The 23,356-nt window shown below is 57.9% G+C and carries 18 protein-coding genes, 3 tRNA genes and 1 other RNA gene; 10 read left to right on the top strand and 12 right to left on the bottom strand.

Annotated elements, in window-relative coordinates; translation table 11 throughout:
* Positions 1 to 4: 4 nt before the first annotated feature.
* The gene (locus PVE98_RS10980) at positions 5 to 1,051 is read right to left on the bottom strand and encodes a 3-deoxy-7-phosphoheptulonate synthase (protein WP_096073892.1); all 1,047 of its coding nucleotides are present in this window, start codon (positions 1,049 to 1,051) and stop codon (positions 5 to 7) included.
* Positions 1,052 to 1,203: 152 nt separating this feature from the next.
* Complete coding sequence (locus tag PVE98_RS10975; protein ID WP_033747499.1) at positions 1,204 to 2,031, bottom strand: pyruvate, water dikinase regulatory protein; 828 nt, start codon at positions 2,029 to 2,031, stop codon at positions 1,204 to 1,206.
* 454 nt (positions 2,032 to 2,485) lie between these two features.
* Here PVE98_RS10975 and ppsA point away from each other — a divergent pair, with 454 nt between their 5' ends.
* The gene (gene ppsA / locus PVE98_RS10970) at positions 2,486 to 4,870 is read left to right on the top strand and encodes a phosphoenolpyruvate synthase (protein WP_096073060.1); all 2,385 of its coding nucleotides are present in this window, start codon (positions 2,486 to 2,488) and stop codon (positions 4,868 to 4,870) included.
* Between the two features lie 59 nt (positions 4,871 to 4,929).
* Here ppsA and rprA read toward each other — a convergent pair.
* Together rprA and ydiK are read right to left on the bottom strand one after the other, a co-directional pair.
* An RNA gene (gene rprA, locus PVE98_RS10965) (antisense sRNA RprA) lies at positions 4,930 to 5,038 on the bottom strand.
* Positions 5,039 to 5,282: 244 nt separating this feature from the next.
* A complete protein-coding gene (gene ydiK, locus PVE98_RS10960) occupies positions 5,283 to 6,404 on the bottom strand; it encodes an AI-2E family transporter YdiK (RefSeq protein WP_096073061.1) in 1,122 nt (373 codons plus the stop codon).
* A gap of 205 nt (positions 6,405 to 6,609) precedes the next feature.
* Here ydiK and PVE98_RS10955 point away from each other — a divergent pair, with 205 nt between their 5' ends.
* Positions 6,610 to 9,663, top strand: a complete 3,054-nt coding sequence (locus PVE98_RS10955; protein WP_096073062.1) for an FAD-binding and (Fe-S)-binding domain-containing protein — start codon at positions 6,610 to 6,612, stop codon at positions 9,661 to 9,663.
* A 33-nt stretch (positions 9,664 to 9,696) separates the two neighbouring features.
* On the opposite strand, the gene PVE98_RS10950 is transcribed toward PVE98_RS10955, so the two are convergent.
* Positions 9,697 to 10,101, bottom strand: a complete 405-nt coding sequence (locus PVE98_RS10950) for a hypothetical protein (protein WP_096073063.1) — start codon at positions 10,099 to 10,101, stop codon at positions 9,697 to 9,699.
* 390 nt (positions 10,102 to 10,491) lie between these two features.
* Between PVE98_RS10950 and sufA the strand changes: the two genes are divergently transcribed.
* From sufA to PVE98_RS10915, 7 genes are read left to right on the top strand one after another with little or no spacing between them, the layout of a single operon-like run.
* Positions 10,492 to 10,866, top strand: a complete 375-nt coding sequence (gene sufA, locus PVE98_RS10945; protein ID WP_033747484.1) for a Fe-S cluster assembly scaffold SufA — start codon at positions 10,492 to 10,494, stop codon at positions 10,864 to 10,866.
* Positions 10,867 to 10,873: 7 nt separating this feature from the next.
* Positions 10,874 to 12,367, top strand: a complete 1,494-nt coding sequence (gene sufB, locus PVE98_RS10940; RefSeq protein ID WP_033747483.1) for a Fe-S cluster assembly protein SufB — start codon at positions 10,874 to 10,876, stop codon at positions 12,365 to 12,367.
* 42 nt (positions 12,368 to 12,409) lie between these two features.
* A complete protein-coding gene (gene sufC / locus PVE98_RS10935; RefSeq protein ID WP_033789824.1) occupies positions 12,410 to 13,156 on the top strand; it encodes a Fe-S cluster assembly ATPase SufC in 747 nt (248 codons plus the stop codon).
* Complete coding sequence (sufD, locus tag PVE98_RS10930; protein WP_096073064.1) at positions 13,131 to 14,408, top strand: Fe-S cluster assembly protein SufD; 1,278 nt, start codon at positions 13,131 to 13,133, stop codon at positions 14,406 to 14,408. Before sufC ends, sufD begins: the two co-directional genes overlap by 26 nt.
* Complete coding sequence (gene sufS / locus PVE98_RS10925; protein WP_033748020.1) at positions 14,408 to 15,631, top strand: cysteine desulfurase SufS; 1,224 nt, start codon at positions 14,408 to 14,410, stop codon at positions 15,629 to 15,631. The genes sufD and sufS overlap by 1 nt, the downstream gene beginning before the upstream one ends.
* A gap of 20 nt (positions 15,632 to 15,651) precedes the next feature.
* A complete protein-coding gene (gene sufE / locus PVE98_RS10920; RefSeq protein ID WP_033789826.1) occupies positions 15,652 to 16,068 on the top strand; it encodes a cysteine desulfuration protein SufE in 417 nt (138 codons plus the stop codon).
* A 56-nt stretch (positions 16,069 to 16,124) separates the two neighbouring features.
* Positions 16,125 to 17,108, top strand: a complete 984-nt coding sequence (locus PVE98_RS10915; RefSeq protein ID WP_313619270.1) for a L,D-transpeptidase family protein — start codon at positions 16,125 to 16,127, stop codon at positions 17,106 to 17,108.
* 86 nt (positions 17,109 to 17,194) lie between these two features.
* On the opposite strand, the gene PVE98_RS10910 is transcribed toward PVE98_RS10915, so the two are convergent.
* The 6 genes from PVE98_RS10910 to PVE98_RS10885 form a co-directional block, all read right to left on the bottom strand.
* Positions 17,195 to 17,431: a major outer membrane lipoprotein gene (locus tag PVE98_RS10910; protein WP_007374746.1), complete on the bottom strand. Its 237-nt coding sequence runs from the start codon at positions 17,429 to 17,431 to the stop codon at positions 17,195 to 17,197.
* 301 nt (positions 17,432 to 17,732) lie between these two features.
* On the bottom strand, positions 17,733 to 19,145 hold the full coding sequence (gene pykF / locus PVE98_RS10905) for a pyruvate kinase PykF (protein ID WP_033747467.1): 1,413 nt from the start codon (positions 19,143 to 19,145) through the stop codon (positions 17,733 to 17,735).
* A 344-nt stretch (positions 19,146 to 19,489) separates the two neighbouring features.
* Positions 19,490 to 19,566 (bottom strand) — tRNA-Val (locus PVE98_RS10900).
* An 11-nt stretch (positions 19,567 to 19,577) separates the two neighbouring features.
* A tRNA-Val gene (locus PVE98_RS10895) sits at positions 19,578 to 19,654 on the bottom strand.
* A gap of 3 nt (positions 19,655 to 19,657) precedes the next feature.
* Positions 19,658 to 19,734, bottom strand: a tRNA-Val gene (locus PVE98_RS10890).
* A 207-nt stretch (positions 19,735 to 19,941) separates the two neighbouring features.
* Positions 19,942 to 21,315, bottom strand: a complete 1,374-nt coding sequence (locus tag PVE98_RS10885; RefSeq protein ID WP_096073066.1) for an MATE family efflux transporter — start codon at positions 21,313 to 21,315, stop codon at positions 19,942 to 19,944.
* Between the two features lie 193 nt (positions 21,316 to 21,508).
* Between PVE98_RS10885 and PVE98_RS10880 the strand changes: the two genes are divergently transcribed.
* On the top strand, positions 21,509 to 22,147 hold the full coding sequence (locus PVE98_RS10880) for a riboflavin synthase subunit alpha (protein ID WP_096073067.1): 639 nt from the start codon (positions 21,509 to 21,511) through the stop codon (positions 22,145 to 22,147).
* A gap of 43 nt (positions 22,148 to 22,190) precedes the next feature.
* On the opposite strand, the gene cfa is transcribed toward PVE98_RS10880, so the two are convergent.
* Positions 22,191 to 23,339: a cyclopropane fatty acyl phospholipid synthase gene (cfa, locus tag PVE98_RS10875; RefSeq protein ID WP_096073068.1), complete on the bottom strand. Its 1,149-nt coding sequence runs from the start codon at positions 23,337 to 23,339 to the stop codon at positions 22,191 to 22,193.
* Between the last annotated feature and the right edge of the window lie 17 nt (positions 23,340 to 23,356).

Below are 23,356 nucleotides of genomic sequence, written 5' to 3'. Positions count from 1 at the left end.
CGGCTCAAAAGCGGCTGTTCACCGCCTCGGCCAGCAGCGACAGCACCGCTTCGCTGTCCTGCCAGCCGAGGCAGGGATCGGTAATCGACTGGCCGTAAACTAGCGGCTCGCCCGCGACCACCTTCTGATTGCCCTCTTCAATAAAGCTTTCGATCATTACCCCCGCGACCGCACGCGAGCCGGCGCGGATCTGCTGCGCCACCTCGGCCGCCACCTCTTTCTGACGACGATGCTGCTTCAGGCAATTGCCGTGGCTGAAATCGATCACCAGCTGTTCCGGCAGGCTAAACTCGCGCAGGCTGGCGGCCGCGGCGGCCACGTCGTCGGCGTGATAGTTAGGCGCTTTGCCGCCGCGCAGGATCACATGGCCGTGCGGATTGCCGCTGGTCTGGTAAATCGTCATCTGGCCATCTTTATCGGGCGACAAAAACATATGGCTGGCGCGTGAAGCGCGAATCGCGTCCACCGCGATGCGCACGTTGCCGTCGGTGCCGTTCTTGAAGCCTACCGGGCAGGAGAGCGCGGAGGCCATCTCGCGGTGGATTTGGCTCTCGGTGGTACGCGCGCCAATCGCGCCCCAGCTAATTAGATCGGCAATAAACTGGCCGGTGACCATATCGAGAAATTCCGTCGCGGTAGGCAACCCCAGGCGATTGATATCGAGCAGGATCTGGCGCGCCAGGCCAATACCGCGGTTGACGTTAAAGCTGCCGTCCAGAGCGGGATCGGAGATCAGGCCTTTCCAGCCCACCACGGTGCGCGGTTTTTCGAAATAGGTGCGCATCACGATTTCCAGGCGGTCGGCGTAGCGCTCGCGCAGCGCGTTCAGCCGCTGGGCGTAGTCGAGCGCCGCACGCGGGTCATGCAGGGAGCAGGGGCCGATAATCACCAGCAGGCGTGGGTCTTCGCCGGTGAGAATGCGGGCGATGCGCTGGCGTGCGCGCGTGACGTTATCCGCTACATCGGCGGAAAGGGGGTGTTCGGCGGCTAACGCGGCAGGCGTGATCAGGCTGCCGATGCGTGCCGTACGCAGTTCATCAGTTTTGTTCATGAGCATCTCGAAAGCTTTTTCTTCGCAGCGGTGACATACCGGGAAGTGATGGTGATCACAATAAATTATTAGTCTGCGAATGCAAGCCTATAAACTGAAATGATATTTTGTGCGACGGCAGCGGCGCTTTACAAGGCGCCGCCGCTAGCGTCTCAGTACATGCGGCGCGTCAGTCCCATGATGTCGAGAATTTTGGTGGCGATCTCTTCAACCGAATAGTTGGTGCTGTTGAGGTAGCGGATCTGATGGGTGCGAAACAGCGCTTCAACCTCGCCGACTTCGAGCCGGCACTGGCGCATAGAGGCGTAGCGGGTATTTTCCGCCCGCTCCTGGCGAATGGCGGCCAGTCGCTCGGGATCGATAGTCAGGCCAAACAGCTTGTTCTGAAACGGGCGCAGGGCGGCAGGCAGCTTAAGGTTATCCATATCGTCGGCGATAAAAGGATAGTTGGCGGCGCGGATGCCGAACTGCATCGCCAGATAGAGGCTGGTGGGCGTTTTGCCGCAGCGCGACACGCCCAGCAGGATCACCTGCGCATCTTCCAGCCCGCGCAGCGAGATGCCGTCGTCGTGCGCCAGGGTGTAGTCAATCGCGGCGATGCGCGCGTCGTACTTGCCGAGGTTGCTGGCGTCGAGACCGTGGGTGCGGTGCGCCACCGGGGCGGGCGCCATCCCCAGCTCTTCCTGCAGCGGCGCTACCAGCGCCTGCACGATATCCTGACAGAAGCCCTCGCTCTGCGTAATGATGTCGCGCACTTCCGGCGTGACGATAGAGAAAAACACCAGCGGGCGCACGCCGCTTTTCTGATAGAGCGCGTTGATCTGCGCCTTCACCGCCTGGGCGCGCTGCACGTTCTCCACAAAGGGCAGCGTCAGGCTATTAAAGCCCACCGGAAACTGCGACAGCACCGCATGGCCCAGCACCTCTGCGGTAATCGCAGTGCCGTCGGAAATATAGAAAACGCTTCTTTCGCTGCTCATGGCCTTTACCTTATGCGTAGAGAGATAGCGTCAGGTTAGCAGCTTTAATTAGCGGTCAGAACAAAATAAAAAATCCATGTTTAAATTTTGTGAACTTTTCGTTTTTTCTCGTCTGCGACGGCGAAAACCGACGCCGCTAAATAATGAAATGACGTTTTAACTTCGCCTGAATCGCCATTGCTGCCTGGCGCCGGGAAATAACACGGCAGGGAGTTGCGCAACAAAAATAGCTGATAAGATGATGAAAAATAGCGAAAACAAGCAACATCATAGCCTTAGCGCAAAATAGCGGATTTGCGCAACGTGGCGCAATTATCGGAATAATTCCTAAAGTGCTAAATCTTGCGCGCTTTAACGATTCAACACTTAGTCATTAATTGCGCATTGTGCCAGGCTAATTTTGCGAATAGCTAAATTTTCCATGTGCCCATTCATTCTTAAAAGGATAATCTCGATGTCCATTACAGGCGAACAGCCGTTAGTGCTCTGGTATAACCAGCTTGGCATGCATGATGTCGATCGCGTGGGAGGCAAAAACGCCTCTCTGGGTGAAATGATTACGAATTTGTCGTCGCTGGGCGTTTCCGTGCCCAACGGATATGCGACCACATCTTACGCATTTAATCAGTTCCTCGATCAGAGCGGCCTCAACCAGCGCATTTACGATTTACTGGACAAGACCGATATCGACGATATCGACGAGCTGGCGAAAGCCGGCAAGCAGATCCGTCAGTGGGTCGTGGATACTCCGTTCCAGCCTGAACTGGAAACGGCTATTCGCGAGGCTTACGAGCAACTCTCCGCAGACGATGCCGAGGCATCGTTCGCCGTACGCTCTTCCGCCACCGCAGAAGATATGCCGGACGCCTCCTTCGCCGGCCAGCAGGAAACCTTTCTTAACGTGCAGGGCTATGACGCGGTGATCATCGCCGTAAAGCACGTTTACGCCTCGCTGTTTAACGATCGCGCCATCTCCTACCGCGTGCATCAGGGCTACGACCATCGCGGCGTCGCGCTGTCGGCGGGCGTTCAGCGTATGGTGCGCTCCGATCTCGCCTCTTCGGGCGTGATGTTCACCATCGATACCGAATCGGGCTTCGATCAGGTGGTATTTATCACCTCCGCTTTCGGTCTTGGCGAAATGGTGGTGCAGGGCGCGGTCAATCCCGACGAGTTTTACGTGCACAAGCCGACCCTGGCCGCCGATCGCCCGGCGATCGTGCGTCGCAATATGGGTTCGAAAAAGGTGCGTATGGTTTACGCCGATTCGCAGTCGCACGGCGAGCAGGTGCGCATCGAAGACGTGCCGGAAAGCGAACGCGACCGTTTCTCGCTGACCGATGAGGAAGTGCAGGCGCTGGCGCGTCAGGCGGTGCTGATCGAGCAGCACTACAAGCGTCCGATGGATATCGAATGGGCCAAAGATGGCCACACCGGCAAGCTCTTTATCGTGCAGGCGCGACCGGAAACCGTGCGCTCCAACGGACAGGTGATGGAGCGCTATAACCTGCAGGGCACAGGCAGCGTGGTGGTGGAAGGCCGCGCCATCGGCCATCGCATCGGCGCGGGCGAAGTCAAAGTGATCCACGACATCAGCGAGATGAACCGCATTGAAAAAGGCGACGTGCTGGTCACGGATATGACCGATCCCGACTGGGAGCCGATCATGAAGAAAGCCTCGGCGATCGTCACTAACCGCGGCGGGCGCACCTGTCACGCGGCGATTATCGCGCGCGAGCTGGGCATCCCGGCAGTGGTGGGCTGCGGCGACGCTACCGATCGCTTGCAGGACGGCAACAAAGTCACCGTCTCCTGCGCCGAGGGCGACACCGGCTATGTCTATAGCGATTTGATCGATTTCGAAGTCACCAGCTCGCAGGTAGACGAGATGCCGGCGCTGCCGCTGAAGATCATGATGAACGTCGGCAACCCCGACCGCGCCTTCGATTTTGCCTGCCTGCCGAACGAAGGCGTCGGCCTGGCGCGTCTGGAGTTCATCATCAACCGCATGATTGGCGTGCACCCGAAAGCGCTGCTGGAGTTTGACCAGCAGACCCCAGAACTGCAGCAGCAGATCCGCGGCATGATGAAAGGCTTCGACAGCCCGGTCGAGTTCTATATCGCCCGCCTGACCGAAGGGATCGCCACGCTCGGCGCCGCCTTCGCGCCGAAGCGGGTGATTGTGCGCCTGTCGGACTTCAAATCGAACGAGTACGCCAATCTGGTCGGCGGCGAGCGCTACGAGCCGGAAGAGGAGAACCCGATGCTGGGCTTCCGCGGCGCCGGACGCTATGTGGCGGACAGCTTCCGCGACTGTTTCGCGCTGGAGTGCGAAGCGGTGAAGCGCGTGCGCAACGAGATGGGCCTGACCAACGTCGAAATCATGGTGCCCTTTGTGCGCACCGTGGCGCAGGCGCAGGCGGTGGTTGAGGAGCTGGGCCGTCAGGGGCTGAAGCGCGGCGAGAACGGCCTGAAAATCATCATGATGTGCGAAATCCCCTCGAACGCGCTGCTGGCGGAGCAGTTTCTGGAGCATTTCGACGGCTTCTCAATCGGCTCGAACGATATGACGCAGCTGGCGCTGGGGCTGGATCGCGATTCAGGCGTGGTGTCGGCGCTGTTCGACGAGCGCAACGAGGCGGTGAAAGCGCTGCTGTCGATGGCGATTCAGGCGGCGAAAAAGCAGGGCAAATATGTCGGCATCTGCGGCCAGGGGCCGTCCGATCATCAGGACTTCGCGGCCTGGCTGATGGAAGAGGGTATCGACAGCCTGTCGCTTAATCCGGACACCGTGGTGGAAACCTGGCTGTCGCTGTCTGAGTTAAGCAAAAGCGCATGATTATTTAGGTAAATTGTCGCTAAAAGGCCAGCTTTGCTGGCCTTTTTACTTTCTTCAGGCCAAAAAAAAGCCCATCACAGGGGATGGGCAAAGACTACACACAGCAATTCTTCACTTTACTCAGGGGAAAAAGGTTGTTTAAAAATCAGTAGGTTGATTTCAAACTTAGGAATCATGTTATTCATCGCGCGGTTCTGAGTCTTTAAGAATCCTCTTATTAGTTTAAAGCCAGTAAACTTTTGTCACCTGTTTAGCCGCAAGATCGGGGTAAACCAGTGCGAAAAATAAACTATTCGCCGCTGATATGCGGCCTCAGGGCCGAAAACTGCGTTTTTTCTTAAAAACCGCTAATGAAAAAAAATATTAACGTCACGCAAATGAGTCAGGGCGGTTAACCGCCCTGAGGCCGATTTCAGGAAGGCAGATGTTCTTCGTCGTGATCGGACAGAATCTCGACTACGCTGGCGAGATCGCCTTCTGGCGGCGGCGGAGCCTCATGCATCCAGACGGAGACCAGTCGATAAGAGACCGCCAGCACGACAGGACCGATAAAGAGACCAATCAGGCCGAAAGCGACCAGCCCGCCGATAACGCCGGAGAGGATCAGGATCATCGGCAAATCGGCGCCCATGCGGATCAGCATCGGGCGCAGCACGTTGTCCAGTGTGCCAACCACGCAGCTCCAGATCAGCAACACCGTTCCCCATGTGGTGTCGCCGCTCCAGTAGAGCCAGATAATGGCGGGCACCAGCACGATAAGCGGCCCGATTTGCACCAGACAGCAGAGGATCATCAGGACGGTCAGCAGCGTGGCGTAGGGGATGCCGGACAGCGCCAGGCCGATGCCGCCCAGCACGCCCTGCACCAGCGCGGTCACCACCACGCCGAGCGCCACGGCGCGGATCGCCTGACCGGCCAGCAGCACCGTGGCGTCGCCGCGACGGCCCGCCATGCGAAAGGCGAAGTGGCGGATGCCCTGCGCCGCCTGTTCGCCGCGCCAGAACAGCAGGGCGCTGAACAGCAGCATCACGCCGAGATGGATCATCAGCCGGCCGAAGTGGCCCGCCTGCGCGACGAAGAAGCCGGTGGTGCGACCGACATAGGGCTGCAGTTTCGCCATAATGGCTGAGCCGCCGCCCGCCACCAGTTTGTGGTAGCTGGAGAAGAGTTTGTCGCCGATGGCCGGAATATCATTCAGCCACAGCAGCGACGGCATCTCCATATGGCCCTGCGTCGCCCAGGCGATAACGGGCGCGCTGTTGTCGATAAGGCTGTTGACCAGCAGCGCGATGGGAATAATAAACAGCAGCAACAGCAGCAGTGTCATCACGACGACCGCCAGCGAACGCCGGTTCCACAGCAGACGCTGCACGCGCAGCATCAGCGGCCAGGTGGCGATGACCACCATGCTCGCCCAGGCGAAACCCAGTATAAAAGGCTGAACTATCCAGATGCAGGCGACGATCATCAGCAGGATAAAGAGCAGCGTAAAGAGCCTCTGCGGCATATCCGTGGTGCGGTGCAGGTTTTTCATAAGGAACAACGACCTCAAATAATCCTTCATTAGGGGGCAATCAGGCCCGACTTAATGATGAGCTATTTTGGCCCCTTTAAACAGAGGCGGAAGAAGCGGTTTTTCCCTTTCCTGAAAAAACAGCGAGCGCGAAAAAAATGTGTTAAAACGGAACGTTCAGACAAAACAAGCAACGCAAACGTTTACAACATCTGGTCTCCCAATAATGATCCCACAGATTTCTCAGGCGCCCGGCCTCGTTCAACGGGTGCTGACATTCCTTGACGCGCTGAAGGCGCAGGGCTTCACTGGCGATACCGCCACCAGCTACGCCGACCGCCTGTTAATGTCCACCGACAACAGCATCTATCAGCTGCTGCCGGACGCGGTGCTCTTTCCGCGCTCCACCGCCGACGTCGCGCTGATTGCGCGCCTGGCGGGCGAGGCGCGCTTTAACGAGCTGATCTTCACGCCGCGCGGCGGCGGAACCGGCACCAACGGCCAGTCGCTGAATCAGGGCATCGTGGTAGACATGTCGCGCCATATGAACCGCATCCTGGAGATTAATCTCGAGCAGGGTTGGGTGCGCGTCGAAGCGGGCGTGGTCAAGGATCAGCTCAACGCCTGGCTTAAGCCCTACGGCTTTTTCTTCTCGCCGGAGCTCTCCACCAGCAACCGCGCGACGCTGGGTGGGATGATCAATACCGACGCCTCGGGCCAGGGCTCGCTGGTCTACGGTAAAACCTCCGATCACGTGCTGGGGCTGCGCGCGGTGCTGCTCGGCGGCGACATACTCGATACCCGGCCGATGGCCGCCGCGCTGGCGGAGACGCTGGCGCAGACCGCGACGCCGGAAGGGCGTATCTATCAGCAGGTGCTGACGCGATGCCGCGAGCAGCGCGCGCTGATTCTGGAAAAATTTCCGAAGCTGAACCGCTTCCTCACCGGCTACGATCTGCGGCACGTCTTCAGCGACGATATGCAGACCTTCGATCTGACGCGCCTGCTGTGCGGCGCGGAGGGGACGCTGGCCTTTATCACCGAAGCGCGGCTCGACATCACGCCGATCCCTAAAGTGCGTCGGCTGGTGAACATTAAATATGACTCTTTCGACTCCGCGCTGCGCAACGCGCCCTTTATGGTCGAGGCGAAGGCGCTGTCGGTCGAAACGGTGGATTCCAAAGTCCTTAACCTGGCGCGGGAAGATATCGTCTGGCACTCGGTGCGCGAGCTGATTACCGACGTGCCGGACAAAGAGATGCTCGGCCTCAATATCGTTGAGTTCGCCGGGGACGACGGCGCGCTGATCGAGCAGCAGGTCGCTTCGCTCTGCGCGCGGCTGGAGAGCCTGATGGCGCAGCGACAGGGCGGCGTGATCGGCTACCAGCTCTGCGAGGATCTCGACGGTATCGAGCGCATCTATAACATGCGGAAAAAAGCGGTAGGCCTGCTGGGCAACGCCAAAGGGCGCGCCAAGCCGATCCCCTTTGTCGAGGATACCGCCGTGCCGCCGGAGCACCTTGCCGACTATATCGTCGAGTTTCGCGCGCTGCTCGACAGCCACGGCCTGAGCTACGGCATGTTCGGCCACGTCGACGCGGGCGTGCTGCACGTGCGTCCGGCGCTGGACATGTGCGATCCGCAGCAGGAGATGCTGATGAAAACCCTGTCGGATGAGGTGGTGGCGCTGACCGCGCGCTACGGCGGACTGCTCTGGGGCGAACACGGCAAAGGATTTCGCGCGCAGTATAGCCCGGCGTTCTTCGGCGAAACCCTGTTCAACGAGCTGCGCCGCATCAAGGCGGCGTTCGATCCCGATAACCGTATGAATCCCGGCAAGATCTGCACTCCCTTCGACAGCAACGAGCCGATGATGCAGGTCGACGCGACGACGCGCGGCAGCTACGATCGCCAAATCCCGCTGACGGTGCGCAGCGAGTGGCGCGGCGCGATGGAGTGCAACGGCAACGGCCTCTGCTTCAACTTCGATGCGCGCAGCCCGATGTGTCCCTCCATGAAGATTACCCGCAACCGCATCCATTCGCCGAAGGGACGCGCCACTCTTACGCGCGAATGGCTGCGTCTGCTGGCGGAGCAGGGCGTCGATCCGCAGCAGCTGGAAAAGCAGCTGCCGGAAAACAGTCTGTCGCTGCGCGCCCTGATTGGCCGCGTGCGCAACAGCTGGCACGCCAGCAAGGGCGAATATGATTTCTCCCACGAGGTGCATGAGGCGATGTCCGGCTGTCTCGCCTGTAAAGCCTGCTCGACCCAGTGCCCGATCAAAATCGACGTGCCCGATTTTCGCGCCCGCTTTTTGCAGCTCTACCATACGCGCTACCTGCGCCCGGTAAGCGACCATCTGGTGGCGGCGGTCGAGAGCTATGCGCCGCTGATGGCGAAAGCGCCGAAGGCGTTCAACTTCTTTCTACGTCAGCCCTGGTTGCGTGAGCTAAGCAAAACCCATATCGGCATGGTCGATCTGCCGCTGCTGTCGTCGCCTTCGCTGAAGCAGGAGCTGAGCGGCCATCCGGCAATGAGCATGACGCTGGAGAAACTCGAGGCGCTGAGCTCAGCGCAGCGCGCCGAAACGGTGCTGGTGGTGCAGGATCCGTTTACCAGCTTCTATGAGGCGCAGCTGATCGCCGACTTTATTCGGCTGATCGAAAAGCTGGGCCTGCGGCCGGTGCTGCTGCCCTTTATGCCGAACGGCAAGGCGCAGCACGTTAAAGGCTTTCTGCAGCGTTTTGCGCGCACCGCCGAAAAAACCGCTGATTTCCTGAATCGGGTGGCGAAGCTCGGCATGCCGATGGTCGGCGTCGATCCGGCGACGGTGCTCTGCTATCGCGATGAATATAAGCAGACGCTCGGCGACAAGCGCGGCGACTTTCACGTTCAACTGGTGCATGAGTGGCTACGCGAGGTGGTCAGCACCCGCGAAGCCGTGCCGGGCAGCGGCGAAAGCTGGTATCTGTTCGCGCACTGCACCGAAGTGACGGCGTTGCCCAACACGCCGAACCAGTGGCAGGAGATTTTCTCGCGCTTCGGCGCGCGGCTGGAGAATATAAACGTCGGCTGCTGCGGCATGGCGGGCACCTATGGCCATGAAAGCAAGAATCTCGACAACTCGCTGGGGATTTATGGCCTGTCGTGGCACCCGCAGCTGCAGAAACTGCCGCGCCAGCGCTGCCTGGCGACCGGCTTTTCCTGCCGCAGCCAGGTTAAAAGGCTGGAAGGCAACGGCATGCGGCATCCGCTGCAGGCGCTGCTGGCATTGATGTAACGAAATTGTGCGCGACGTCACGACGCGGCTGGATTAGAATGTCCAGCCCGCGTGACGCACGAAGTCGCTCTGCAGCGCGGTGGCTTTGTCCCACTCTCCGACCAGCGCCAGCTGATGGCAAAGGCGGGTGAGGGAGAGGCGCGCCAGCTGACAGGCCTGGATGCGGAACAGCCTGTCGCGCTCGCTGTTGCCCATCTCCTGCACCAGCCGGTGGTAAAGTTTACCCATGGCGTGCAGATAACTTTGATCGTCTCCGTTGATCTGGCAGATTTCGGCCATATCCAGACAGGTGTCGTTGAACTGGCGCAGCTGATGAATGGTAGAGTCGGCCCGGTTAAGCTTTGCCTGCGCCAGATAGAAATCAACGGTGATATCGCGTACGGAAAACCTATAGTCGTCGATTTTGCGCTGCAGCCAGGCAGAGACGGAGAGCGTCATGGCGCCACCTCGGATGTTGAATGATAATAATTATCATATTCAACTGAGTGCGGATTGCAATTGCGCAGCGCGAAAATTTTAACGATTTACTTAGCCTGTTAATAAAATCGGCAAGAACAATTTCTGCGCATCTGATAAAGGCGTAACCTATCAATAAGAAATTATTAATAACTAGCTGAAAAAAATTTTACGTATTTTTAACAGGTTAGGCTGCTGATATTGGCGCGCGCGCTCTCGCCGCAAAGGTCTGCTAAGCAGCTATGCTTAATAAAGCAGCGATTAAAAAGAGCACAAGATGATTATCCCTGCAAAACAAGAGGTTGAAGTGATCGCCCAGATCCTTACCATAGGGGGATAGCCTGAAAAGGTCCGGACTTACGAGGTAACAACATGGCATCTGTAAATGCAGCAACGTTCTCTCCTGATGATTTCGTCTGGAAAGGGGTCACGCTGACTGATTCCGCGGCAAAGCAAATTCTTAGCCTGGTGGCGCAAGATCCTGACGTTAAAGGTCTGCATCTCGGCGTGAAGCAATCCGGCTGCGCCGGTTTCGGCTACGTCATGGATCTGGTGAAAGAGCCTGCCGACGACGATCTGCAGTTTACCCATAACGGCGCAACGCTCTACGTGCCGCTTCAGGCGATGCCGTTTATCGACGGTACGGAAGTGGATTATGTCCGCGAAGGCCTGAACCAGATTTTTAAATTCAATAACCCTAAAGCTCAACACGCCTGCGGGTGCGGTGAAAGCTTTGGCGTCGAGTAAGTGAAATATGTCACGACACAGCGAAACATCTGACGATGTACAAATGTGGGAAGGCAAGCTCAACTACAAAGAGGGCTTCTTTACCCAGTTGCAAACCGACGAAATGGCGCACGGCATCAACGAAGATGTGGTGCGCGCGATCTCGGCTAAACGTAACGAGCCAGAGTGGATGCTGGAGTTTCGTCTTAAAGCCTTTCGCGCCTGGCTCGAAATGGAAGAGCCGCACTGGCTGAAAGCGCATTACGACAAACTGGATTATCAGGATTACAGCTATTACTCGGCGCCTTCATGCGGCAACTGCGACGATAGCTGCGCCTCTGAGCCGGGCGCGCTGCAGTCCTCGGGCATCGAAGAGACCAACACCTATCTGACGCAGGAAGTTGAGAAGGCGTTCGATCAGCTGGGCGTGCCGGTACGCGAAGGTCGCGAAGTGGCGGTCGATGCCATTTTCGACTCTGTTTCCGTTGCTACGACCTATCGCGGCAAGCTGGCAGAGCAGGGCATCATTTTCTGCTCGTTCGGCGAAGCGATTCAGGAACACCCTGAGCTGGTGCAGAAGTATCTCGGCACCGTGGTGCCGGCCAACGATAACTTCTTTGCGGCGCTGAACTCCGCGGTCGCCTCAGATGGCACCTTCGTCTATATCCCGAAAGGGGTGCGCTGCCCGATGGAGCTGTCGACCTATTTCCGCATCAACGCGGCGAAAACCGGTCAGTTCGAACGCACCATTCTGATTGCCGACGAAGACAGCTACGTCAGCTACATCGAAGGCTGTTCCGCGCCGGTGCGCGACACCTATCAGCTGCATGCGGCGGTGGTGGAAGTCATTATTCATAAAAACGCGGAAGTGAAGTACTCCACCGTGCAGAACTGGTTCCCGGGCGGCGAAGGCGAAGGCGGCATTCTGAACTTCGTCACCAAGCGCGCGCTGTGCGAAGGCGAGAACAGCAAAATGTCCTGGACGCAGTCCGAGACCGGCTCCGCCATTACCTGGAAATACCCGAGTTGTATTCTGCGCGGCGATAACTCCATCGGCGAGTTTTACTCGGTGGCGCTGACCAGCGGCCGTCAGCAGGCGGATACCGGCACCAAGATGATCCACATTGGTAAAAACACCAAATCGACCATCATCTCCAAAGGTATCTCTGCCGGTAAGAGCCAGAACACCTATCGCGGCCTGGTGAAAATCATGCCGACCGCGACCAACGCGCGTAACTTTACCCAGTGCGACTCGATGCTGATCGGCCCCGATTGCGGCGCGCATACCTTCCCGTATGTCGAGACCCGCAACAACACCGCTCAGCTGGAGCATGAGGCGACCACCTCGCGCATCGGCGAAGATCAGCTGTTTTACTGCCTCCAGCGCGGTATCAGCGAAGAAGATGCGATCTCAATGATCGTCAACGGCTTCTGTAAAGACGTTTTCTCTGAGCTGCCACTGGAATTCGCCGTGGAAGCGCAAAAACTGTTAGCCATCAGCCTTGAGCACAGTGTGGGCTGATGCCGTCACACGCGTTGCCGGAAGCAATGTGAAGGAATAAGTATGTTAAGCATTAAAGATTTACAGGTTAGCGTTGAAGACAAAGAGATTCTGCGCGGTCTTAACCTCGAAGTGAAACCGGGCGAAGTGCACGCCATTATGGGGCCGAACGGCTCAGGCAAAAGTACGCTCTCTGCAACGCTGGCTGGCCGTGAAGATTACGAAATCACCGGCGGTTCCGTGAGCTTCAAAGGCAAAGATCTGCTGGAACTCGACCCGGAAGACCGCGCGGGCGAAGGCATCTTTATGGCGTTTCAGTATCCGGTCGAGATCCCGGGCGTCAGCAACCAGTTCTTCCTGCAGACCGCGGTCAACGCGGTGCGCAAATATCGCGGCAAAGAAGAGCTGGATCGTTTCGACTTCCAGGACTTTATCGAAGACAAGATCCACCTGCTGAAGATGCCGGAAGATCTGCTGACCCGTTCGGTCAACGTCGGCTTCTCCGGCGGCGAAAAGAAACGCAACGACATCCTGCAGATGGCGGCGCTGGAGCCGGAGCTGTGCATCCTTGATGAAACCGATTCCGGTCTCGATATCGATGCGCTGAAGATCGTCGCGGAAGGCGTCAACAGCCTGCGCGATGAGAAGCGCGCCTTCATTATCGTGACCCACTATCAGCGTATTCTGGACTACATCAAGCCAGACTTCGTGCACGTGCTGTACAAAGGTAAAATCGTCAAATCGGGCGACTTTACGCTGGTGAAACAGCTGGAGGAGCAAGGCTATGGCTGGCTTACCGACGAAGAGTGATAACGCCCTGCAGCAGTGGCATCATCTGTTTGAATCGCGCGGCGAGTCTCGCTCGCTGCAGGCTCAGCAGCACTGGCAACAGCTGATGCGCGTCGGTCTGCCGACGCGTAAGCATGAAAACTGGAAATACACCGCGCTGGATGGGCTTCTGGCCCACCAGTTCGCGCTGCCGCAGGCGAAAAGCCTGAGTCAGGCGCAGGTCGACGCGCTGGCGCTGCCGCTGGACGCGATCCGTCTGGTGTTCGTCGACGGTCAGTTTCAGCCGTCGCTGAGCGCGGCCGATACCGAACTCTTCGCCGTTCAGCATAGCCGCGCCGCCGAGCGCCGCCCGCTGCCGGCGCCGGTGCAGCCGGAAGTCTTTCTGCATCTGACCGAAAGCCTGGCGGAAGAGGTCACCTCAATTCGTCTGGCGCGCGGCAAGACGGCGGCGCGTCCGCTCTACCTGCTGCATATCACCAGCGGCCAGGCGGATGCACTCAACACCGTGCATCATCGCCACCATTTCGAGCTGGAAGAGAGCGCGCAGGCGCAGGTTATCGAGCATTACGTCACCCTGGACGGCGCACAGCACTTTACCGGCGCGCGCTTTACCTTCGCGGTCGGCGACAATGCTCAGCTGAAACATATCAAGCTGGCGTTTGAAGAGAGCAGCAGCTACCACTTCGCCCATAACGATATCGTTATCGGTCGCGATGCGCAGGTAAGCAGCACCAGCTTCCTGCTGGGCGCGGGCCTCTCTCGTCACAACACCAGCGTGCAGCTCAACGGCGAGAATACCCAGCTGTCGCTGAACAGCCTGGTGCTGCCGATGAATTCGGAAGTGGCGGATACCCGCAGCTATCTGGAGCATAACAAAGGCTACTGCCTGAGCCGTCAGCTGCATAAAACCATCTCGCGCGACAAAGGCCGCGCGGTGTTTAACGGCCACATCAAAGTGGCGCAGCACGCGCTGAAAACCGACGGGCAGATGACCAACAACAACCTGTTGCTGGGTCGTCTGGCGGAAGTGGACACCAAGCCGCAGCTGGAAATCTACGCTGACGACGTGAAGTGCAGCCACGGCGCGACCATCGGCCGCATTGATGATGAGCAGATGTTCTACCTGCGCTCGCGTGGCATCGCAGAAGAAGCGGCGCAGCAGATGATTATTCACGCTTTTGCGGCCGAACTGACCGAAGCGCTGGATGATGAGACGCTGCGTCAGGCGGTTCTGCAACGCATCGCGGCGCGTTTCCCTGGAGATGCCTCATGATGAACTTCGATCTCGAACGTATCAGGGCCGACTTCCCGATCCTGAAGCGTGAGGTCAACGGTCATCCGCTGGCCTACCTTGACAGCGCGGCCAGCGCCCAGCGTCCGCTGGCGGTGATTAACGCCGAAAGCCATTTTTATCAGTATGGCTATGCGGCGGTGCACCGCGGCATTCACAGCCTGAGCGCGCAGGCCACCACCGATATGGAAAACGTCCGCCTGCAGGCGGCGCGTTTTCTTAACGCCTCTTCGCCGGAAGAGATCGTGTTTGTCAAAGGCACCACCGAGGGAATCAACCTGGTGGCGAACTGCTGGGGCGCAAGCCAGCTGCAGGCCGGCGATAACCTGATCATCACCGAGATGGAGCACCACGCCAATATCGTGCCGTGGCAGATGGTGGCGCAGCGCACCGGCGCAGAGATCCGCGTGCTGCCGCTGAATGACAACGGCGAGCTGGCGATCGATGCGCTGGCGGGGCTGATTGACAGCCGTACGCGCCTGCTGGCGGTGACGCACGTCTCCAACGTGCTCGGCACCGTTAATCCGGTCAAAGCGCTGGTGGCGCAGGCGAAAGCCGCCGGCCTGGTGACGCTGGTGGACGGCGCGCAGGCGGTCATGCATGGCAAGGTCGACGTGCAGGATATCGGCTGCGATTTCTACGTCTTCTCCAGCCACAAAATTTACGGCCCTAACGGCGTCGGCATTCTCTACGGGCGCAAAGCGCTGCTTGACGAGATGCCGCCCTGGGAAGGCGGCGGCTCGATGATCGATCAGGTGGTGCTGCCTGTCGGCACCACCTGGAACAAAGCGCCCTGGCGTTTCGAAGCGGGCACGCCTAATACCGGCGGCATTATCGGCTTCGGCGCGGCGCTGCGCTATGTAGAAGAGATCGGTCTTGAGGCGATTCAGCAGCGTGAACAGGCGCTGATGCGCTACGCGCTCGACAAGCTCGCCTCGGTGCCCGATCTGGTGATTTACGGCCCGCAGGATCGCGCAGGCGTCATCGCTTTCAATCTGGGCAAGCATCACGCCTACGACGTCGGCAGCTTCCTTGATCAATACGGTATCGCTATCCGCACCGGTCACCACTGCGCAATGCCGCTGATGCGCCATTTCGCTGTGCCAGCCATGTGCCGCGCTTCGTTCGCCTTCTACAACAGCGAAGAAGAGGCTGATCGTCTGGCGGCGGGTTTGACCCGTATTCATCGTTTGCTGGGCGGTTGAGCAGAGTTCAGGAGTCAGTCATGGCCACGTTGCCAGATAAAGAGAAACTGGTGCGCAACTTTAACCGTTGCGCCAACTGGGAAGAGAAGTACCTCTACATTATTGAGCTGGGCGCAAAACTTCCAGAATCATCTGAAAGCCTGCATCAGCCGGAAAACGTTATCTCCGGCTGCCAGAGCCAGGTCTGGATTAAGATGACGCCGCAGAGCGACGGCACCCTGGCGTTTGAAGGGGACAGCGACGCTGCTATCGTTAAGGGGTTGATTGCAGTGGTATTTAGTCTGTATCAAAACCTGACGGCAGCCGATATCGTCGCGCTGGACGTGCGGCACTGGTTCGCTGAGCTGGCGTTAACCCAGCATCTGACGCCGTCGCGGTCGCAGGGCCTCGAAGCGATGATTCGGGCAATTCGCCATAACGCTCAAAATCTCCTCTGAGTTAAACTAGCAGACGCCAACAGGCGTCTGTTTTTTTATCTGAAAGAGAAGATTGCATGAAATCAGCCTTACGTTTCGCCGGTGCGCTGCTGCTAAGCGTTGGACTTGCCGCGCCGGCTTTCTCCACGGAATACCCGCTTCCTGCCGCCGACAGCCGCCTTATCGGCGAAAATCAGTTAACCACCGTCCCCGATGACAAACGTCCGCTTGAAGCGATTGCGGCGAAATACCAGATTGGGCTGCTTAGCATGCTGGAGGCGAATCCCGGCACCGATCCCTGGCTGCCGAAGGCGGGCACGCAGTTAGTGGTGCCGCAGCAGATGCTGCTGCCGGATACGCCGCGCGAGGGGATTGTCGTGAACCTGGCCGAGCTGCGCCTCTATTACTACCCCAAAGGCGAAGACAAGGTCATCGTCTATCCCATCGGCATCGGCCAGCTCGGCGCCGCGACGCCGGTGATGGTGACCAGCATCAGCCAGAAGATACCCAATCCGACCTGGACGCCGACCGTCAATATCCGCAAGCGCTACGCCAAAGATGGCATCACGCTGCCGGCGGTGGTGCCTGCTGGCCCGGAAAACCCGATGGGGCTGTTTGCGCTGCGCCTGGCGCGCGGCAGCGGCAACTATCTGATCCACGGCACCAACGCCGATTTCGGCATCGGCATGCGCGTCAGCTCCGGCTGCATACGCCTGCGTCCGCAGGATATCGAAGCGCTGTTCAACAGCGTGCCGAAAGGGACGCGCGTGCAGGTGATCAATCAGCCGGTAAAATATGCCGTCGAGCCCGACGGGAAGCGCTATGTCGAAGTGCATCAGCCGCTGTCGCACAGCGATAAAGACGATCCGCAGACCATGCCGATAGCGCTCAGCCCGGCAATGAAAAAGTTTATCAAGAGTCCGCAGAGTGACGGCGCGCTGATCAAAGCGGCGCTGGAGCGTCGTTCTGGCATGCCGGTGCTGGTTTCGAGCGGGGAGGCGGTGGCAGCGCCTGCTGAGGCGGCGTCAGAGCAGGCGCAGAACGCGCAGACGACACCCTGAACCCGACAGTTGCCGCCATGCCCTGGCGGCAAAATCAGAGCAAAAAAAATGGCGCCACATGGGCGCCATTTTTAATACCAGAACTCTTACTTACGGTAAGAGTGAGCCTGGTTGTCCAGACGCTGGTTAGCACGAGCTGCGTCATCTTTAGCAGCCTGCACGTCAGAACGGATTGCGTTCACGTCGTTGCTCAGCTGGTCAACTTTAGCGTTCAGAGTCTGAACGTCTGAAGACAGCTGGTCAATTTTAGCGTTGCTTGAGCAACCAGCCAGCAGAGTTGAACCCAGGATTACCGCGCCCAGTACCAGTTTAGTACGATTCATTATTTATACCCTCTAGATTGAGTTAATCTCCATGTAGCGTTACAAGTATTACACAAAGCTTTTTAAGTTGAGAATAAATTTTTGATGAGAAGATGCTTAAACTTGATCGTTCGCTCAAAGAAGCAGCGCTTAACCGCATATGATAAAAATATTTAGCGAAAACAGAGAGATTTAATCGGATTAACCTTAATTTCGGAGGATATTGAATAGTTATTATCGATTGGAAATTTCCCGGTTTTGTATTAGTGACGGAATAAAAAAAGCGCCTCTAAAGGCGCTTTTAAATAAATGCTCAAACGAATTAAATGACGTGTACTGAGGCCGTATTTGTGGTACCGCTTGGTACTAATGCGCCCGATACCATTACAACCACGTCGCCTTTCTGCGCATAGCCGCTTTCCAGCGCCGCTTCTTTGCCGATGCGATAGAAATCGTCGGTAGAGGCGATCTCGGTGACCAGACGCGTTTCAATGCCTTTGCTCAGGATTAGCTGGCGGGCGGTGGTCTCATTGGTGGTCAGCGCGAGGATAGTGGCATCCGGGAAGTATTTGCGCACCGATTTGGCGGATTTGCCGCCTTCGGTGGCGACCACGATCAGCGGCGCTTCCAGTTTCTCGGCGGTTTCCACCGCGCCGCGGCAGACGGCTTCAGTGATACGCAGCTTACGGGAGTCTTCCAGCGCATCGATGCGTGACTTCATCACGCGGTCGGTACGCTCGCAGATGGTGGCCATGATGGTCACTGACTCCAGCGGGTATTTGCCCTTGGCGCTCTCGCCGGAAAGCATGACCGCATCGGTGCCGTCGAGGATGGCGTTGGCCACGTCGCCCGCTTCCGCGCGAGTAGGGCGCGGGTTTTTGATCATCGAGTCGAGCATCTGGGTAGCGGTGATCACTACCTTGCGCGCCTTGTTGCACTTCTTGATCATCATCTTCTGGGCGAAGATCACTTCTTCTACCGGAATCTCTACGCCCAGATCGCCACGCGCCACCATGATGCCGTCAGAGGCGTCGAGGATTTCGTCAAAGTTGTTCAGGCCTTCCTGGTTTTCGATCTTGGAGATGATCTGAATATGTTCGCCGCCGTGGGCTTTCAGATGCTCGCGGATCTCCAGCACGTCTGAGCGCTTGCGGATAAAGGAGGCCGCCACGAAGTCGACGCCTTGCTCGCAGCCGAAAATCAGGTCGCGCTTATCTTTTTCCGCCAGCGCAGGCAGCTGGATAGAGACGCCCGGCAGGTTAACGCCTTTGTTCTCGCCGAGGTCGCCGTTGTTCAGCACGGTGCACACGACGGCGTTTTCCGTCACTTCTTTAACTTCCATGCCGATCAAACCATCGTCTACCAGCACGGTGTTGCCGATTTTCAGATCTTCAGTGAAGCCAGCGTAGGTGACGGCGACGCGCTCGCTGTTGCCGATCACGCTCTGGTCGGTAGTAAAGGTAAAGGTCTGTCCCGCTTTCAGGGATACGTCGTTACCGCCTTCCAGTTTCATGGTGCGGATTTCCGGACCTTTGGTGTCGAGCAGAATAGCGGCCTGACGACCGGTTTTCTGCATCACCGCGCGCATGTTGGCGATACGCTGACCGTGCTCGGCGTAATCGCCGTGCGAGAAGTTAAGGCGCATAACGTTCATGCCGGCTTCAAGCAGCTGGGTCAGCATCTCTTCAGATTCGGTTTTCGGGCCGATAGTACAAACGATCTTGGTCTTTTTCATGACAGGTTATCTGTAAGTTGTGATGGATGATAAAGGTTGGGATTCGATGACGACGCATCGAAATGAGAATTCTGGTTGATAACGAAACGGACAGTACAACGTAAGAATAGGTGACGCAGGCTGAGCGTGCAGGGAAGTTGTGCGGTTACGTCTGGAAACCGACAATAGCGTGTTGCGCAAAGAGTGTGAGTTATCGCCATAGGCACGCCGCGCTGAAACCTTTCAAGTGGAACAACGCCGGATAGTATAGACGCTAAGTATCCGAAAACCAATTAAAAAGCGGAGAAGGAAACGACGGAGATCAATAAAAAGCGAAGTTGCGCAAGGGAGGAAAACCGCAAGAGTGGTGCGCTCTAATGGACTCGAACCATCGACCCCCACCATGTCAAGGTGGTGCTCTAACCAACTGAGCTAAGAGCGCATTCAGAAATTTGGTGCGTCCGAGTGGACTCGAACCACCGACCCCCACCATGTCAAGGTGGTGCTCTAACCAACTGAGCTACGGACGCACTTGGTGCGCTCTAATGGACTCGAACCATCGACCCCCACCATGTCAAGGTGGTGCTCTAACCAACTGAGCTAAGAGCGCAACACGCTGTCAGGGCGACAGCGGGGACGAATATTAACGACACGCCGCAACGCTGGCAAGGGGAAAAACGCTTTTTTAGTGCTGACTGACCAGCAACTGCGCTATGCGTCGTTTTTTTAGACGTAGCAGGACGTTAAAGGCGCATCAGGGCTGACCGCGCCAGGAGAGAGACGAGCCGAAGCCCGACATCTCCCCCGACCGCACGGCTCAGCGCGCGGCGCGCGTGAGGATCACCTGCGCAGGCAGCTGTTGCAGGCGGCGAATGCGCCACAGCATCATGATCGCCGCCGAAGTCAGGCCGATAATAAACCCGCACCAGAAGCCCGCTGGACCCATACGCGGCACTACCCAGTCAGTCATCGCCAGCGTATAGCCGCTGGGCAGCCCCAGTATCCAGTAGGCGATAAAGGTAATAAAGAAGATCGAGCGCGTATCTTTATAGCCGCGCAGAATGCCGCTGCCGATTACCTGAATCGAATCGGAGAACTGGTAGATTGCCGCCAGCATCATCAGCTGCGCCGCCAGCGCGACCACTTCCGGGTTGTCGTTATAGAGCAGGGCGATCTGATGGCGGAAGGTCACGGTCAGCAGCGCGGTTATCGCCACCATGCAGACGCCGACGCCCTGCGCGGTCCAGGCCGCAACGCGCGCCTGCTCAGCTGAGCCCTGGCCCAGCCGATAGCCGACGCGAATAGTGGTGGCGACGCCGAGCGACAGCGGCAGCACGAACATCAGCGAGCTGAAGTTCAGCGCAATCTGGTGGCCCGCAACGTCGACGATGCCCAGCGGCGACACCATCAGCGCCACCACGGCGAACAGCGTCACCTCGAAAAAGAGCGCCAGCGCCACCGGCAGGCCGAGCGAAAACAGGCGCTGCAGCACGGCGCGTGACGGCGGCGACCAGCGAGAGGCCATGCGGATATCGCGCATGCCGCCCATGCGGCGCACCCACAGCCGCATCACCAGGAACATCACCCAGTACACCGATCCGGTCGCCACGCCGCAGCCCACGCCGCCCAGCGCCGGCATGCCGAAGTGGCCGTAGATAAAGATCCAGTTGAGCGGGATATTGACCAGCAGGCCGATAAAGCCCATCACCATGCCGGGTTTGGTTTTCGACAGGCCTTCGCACTGGTTGCGCATCACCTGGAAAAAGAGATAGCCGGGCGCGCCCCATAGCAGGGCATGAAGATAGCCTTCCGCCTTCAGCGCCAGCTGTTCGTCGATATCCTGCATGGCGCGAATCACGTAACCGGCGTTCCACAGCACCGCCATAATCAGAATGGCGACGAAGAAGGCCAGCCAGTAGGCCTGGCGAACCTGTTCAGCGATACGTTCGCGGCGGCCGGAGCCGTTGAGTTGCGCAACGGTTGGCGTCAATGCAAGCAGAAGACCATGGCCGAATAAAATGGCCGGAAGCCAGATAGAGGTGCCGACTGCGACGGCGGCCATATCCGTGGCGCTAACCGCGCCGGCCATGATGGTATCTACAAATCCCATTGCGGTCTGCGCCACCTGAGCAAGGATGACCGGAATCGCAAGGGCAAGCAATTGACGCGCTTCTGTTAAATACTTCTGCACGTTAACACCTGTTAAAAAAGAAAAGGGGAGTGATCCCGGAGAAATGCGCGGTTAGTGTAGCGGCATTAACAGGATTCACCAAGTTTTGTCACGCTGTGCGTTATATTGCGGCTGTAAAGCGGACGCGACGCGGAAATAATATCCGCGCGCTAAGCTGTGGTAAGCTAGAGCAAACTTCGCAGAGGCCAAAACTATGTTTACCGGAATTGTGCAGGGCACCGCAAAGATTGTGTCCATTGAAGAAAAAGATCTGTTTCGCACCCATGTCGCAGAGCTGCCGGAAGAGCTGCTGCCGGGGCTGGCGCTGGGCGCGTCGGTGTCGCATAACGGCTGCTGTCTGACGGTCACGGCCATTGAAGGCAACCGCGTCAGTTTCGATCTGATTAAAGAAACGCTGCGCGTCACCAATTTAGGCGACCTGCAGGAAGGCGACGTCGTCAATATTGAACGCGCGGCGAAATTCAGCGATGAGATCGGCGGCCACCTGATGTCTGGCCATATTATGACCACTGCAGAAATCTGCAAAATTATCCAGTCGGAAAATAACCGCGAAGTCTGGTTTAAAATTCAGGACCCGGCGCAGATGAAATATATTCTGCATAAAGGCTTCGTCGGTATTGACGGCATTAGCCTGACCGTGGGCGAAGTGACCAAAAGCAAATTCTGCGTCTATTTAATCCCAGAAACCCTGGAGCGCACTACGCTTGGCGCGAAAAAGCTGGGACACCGCGTCAATATCGAGATCGATCCGCACACTCAGGCGATCGTCGATACCGTCGAGCGCGTGCTGGCGCAGCGTGAAGCAGCGGCTCTGCGCCCGGACGTCGAATAAGCATAAAAAAAGGCGCTCCAGGCGCCTTATTCAACAGATCGGCTTAGCGCGCGACGCGCAGGCCGCCTTCTACGCCGCGGCTAAAAACCACCTGCCACAGCTGAATATCGCGGGCGCGAAAGGCGCCGGCGCAGGCATTAAGATAGTAACTGAACATGCGCTTAAAACGTTCGCCGTACTTTTCGGCCAGCTGCGGCCACGCCTGCAGGAAGCGCTCGTACCAGGCCATCAGCGTGGTGTCGTAATCGGCGCCGAAATTATGCCAGTCTTCCAGAATGAAATGAGACTCGCTGGCGTCCGCAATATGACGCACCGACGGCAGACAGCCGTTGGGGAAAATATATTTATCAATCCAGGGATCGACATTCATATCGGTGCGGATCGCGCCGATGGTGTGCAGCAGGAACAGTCCGTCCGGCTTGAGGTTGCGGTCCACCACGTCGAAGTAGGTGGCGTAGTTTTTCGGGCCGACGTGCTCGAACATGCCCACCGAAACGATACGATCAAACTGCTGGTTAAGATCGCGATAATCCTGCAGCAGGATAGTGACGTCCAGTCCTTCGCAGCGCTGCTGCGCCAGCTTCTGCTGCTCTGCCGAGATGGTCACGCCGTGCACCACCGCGCCGTAGTGGCGAGCGGCATACTCTGCCAGCCCGCCCCAGCCGCAGCCGATGTCCAGCAGCGTCATGCCCGGCTCCAGCTGCAGTTTGCGGCAGATCATATCCAGCTTCGCTTCCTGCGCCTGCTCCAGCGTCTCGGCCTCTTTCCAGTAGGCGCAGGAGTATTGCATATAGGGGTCGAGCATCAGTGAGAAGAGGTCGTTCCCGAGATCGTAATGCTCTTTGCCCACGATCCATGCGCGTTTTTTCGACTGTAAGTTGGTGAGACGCGCGGCGGCCACGCGCAGCGTATCTTTGAAGTGGTGCGGCAACTGCTGGTCCAGCTTATGCTTCAGCACGCGGTGAAAAAACATATCCAGCCGTTCGCACTCCCACCAGCCATCCATATAAGCTTCGCCAAGACCAAGTGAGCCTTCCTGAATCACGCGCTTAAAAAAGTCAGGCTGTTTAACCTGAATATCCCAGGGGCGGCTGCCGTTGATTTCGATGTCCGCTTTTTCCAGCATTTCGTGGACAATGCGATACCAGTGGTTTTCTTCAAGGCTCACTTCTTCTATTAACGATGAACTCATAGCTACTCCATCACCTG

Origin of the sequence: Pantoea sp. GABEPS69 (genome assembly GCF_045780835.1) — a bacterium.
GTDB classification, from domain to species: Bacteria; Pseudomonadota; Gammaproteobacteria; order Enterobacterales; family Enterobacteriaceae; genus Pantoea; species Pantoea septica.
Note: the sequence above shows the minus strand (reverse complement) of the source record. Positions and strands in the feature narration are given on the sequence as shown.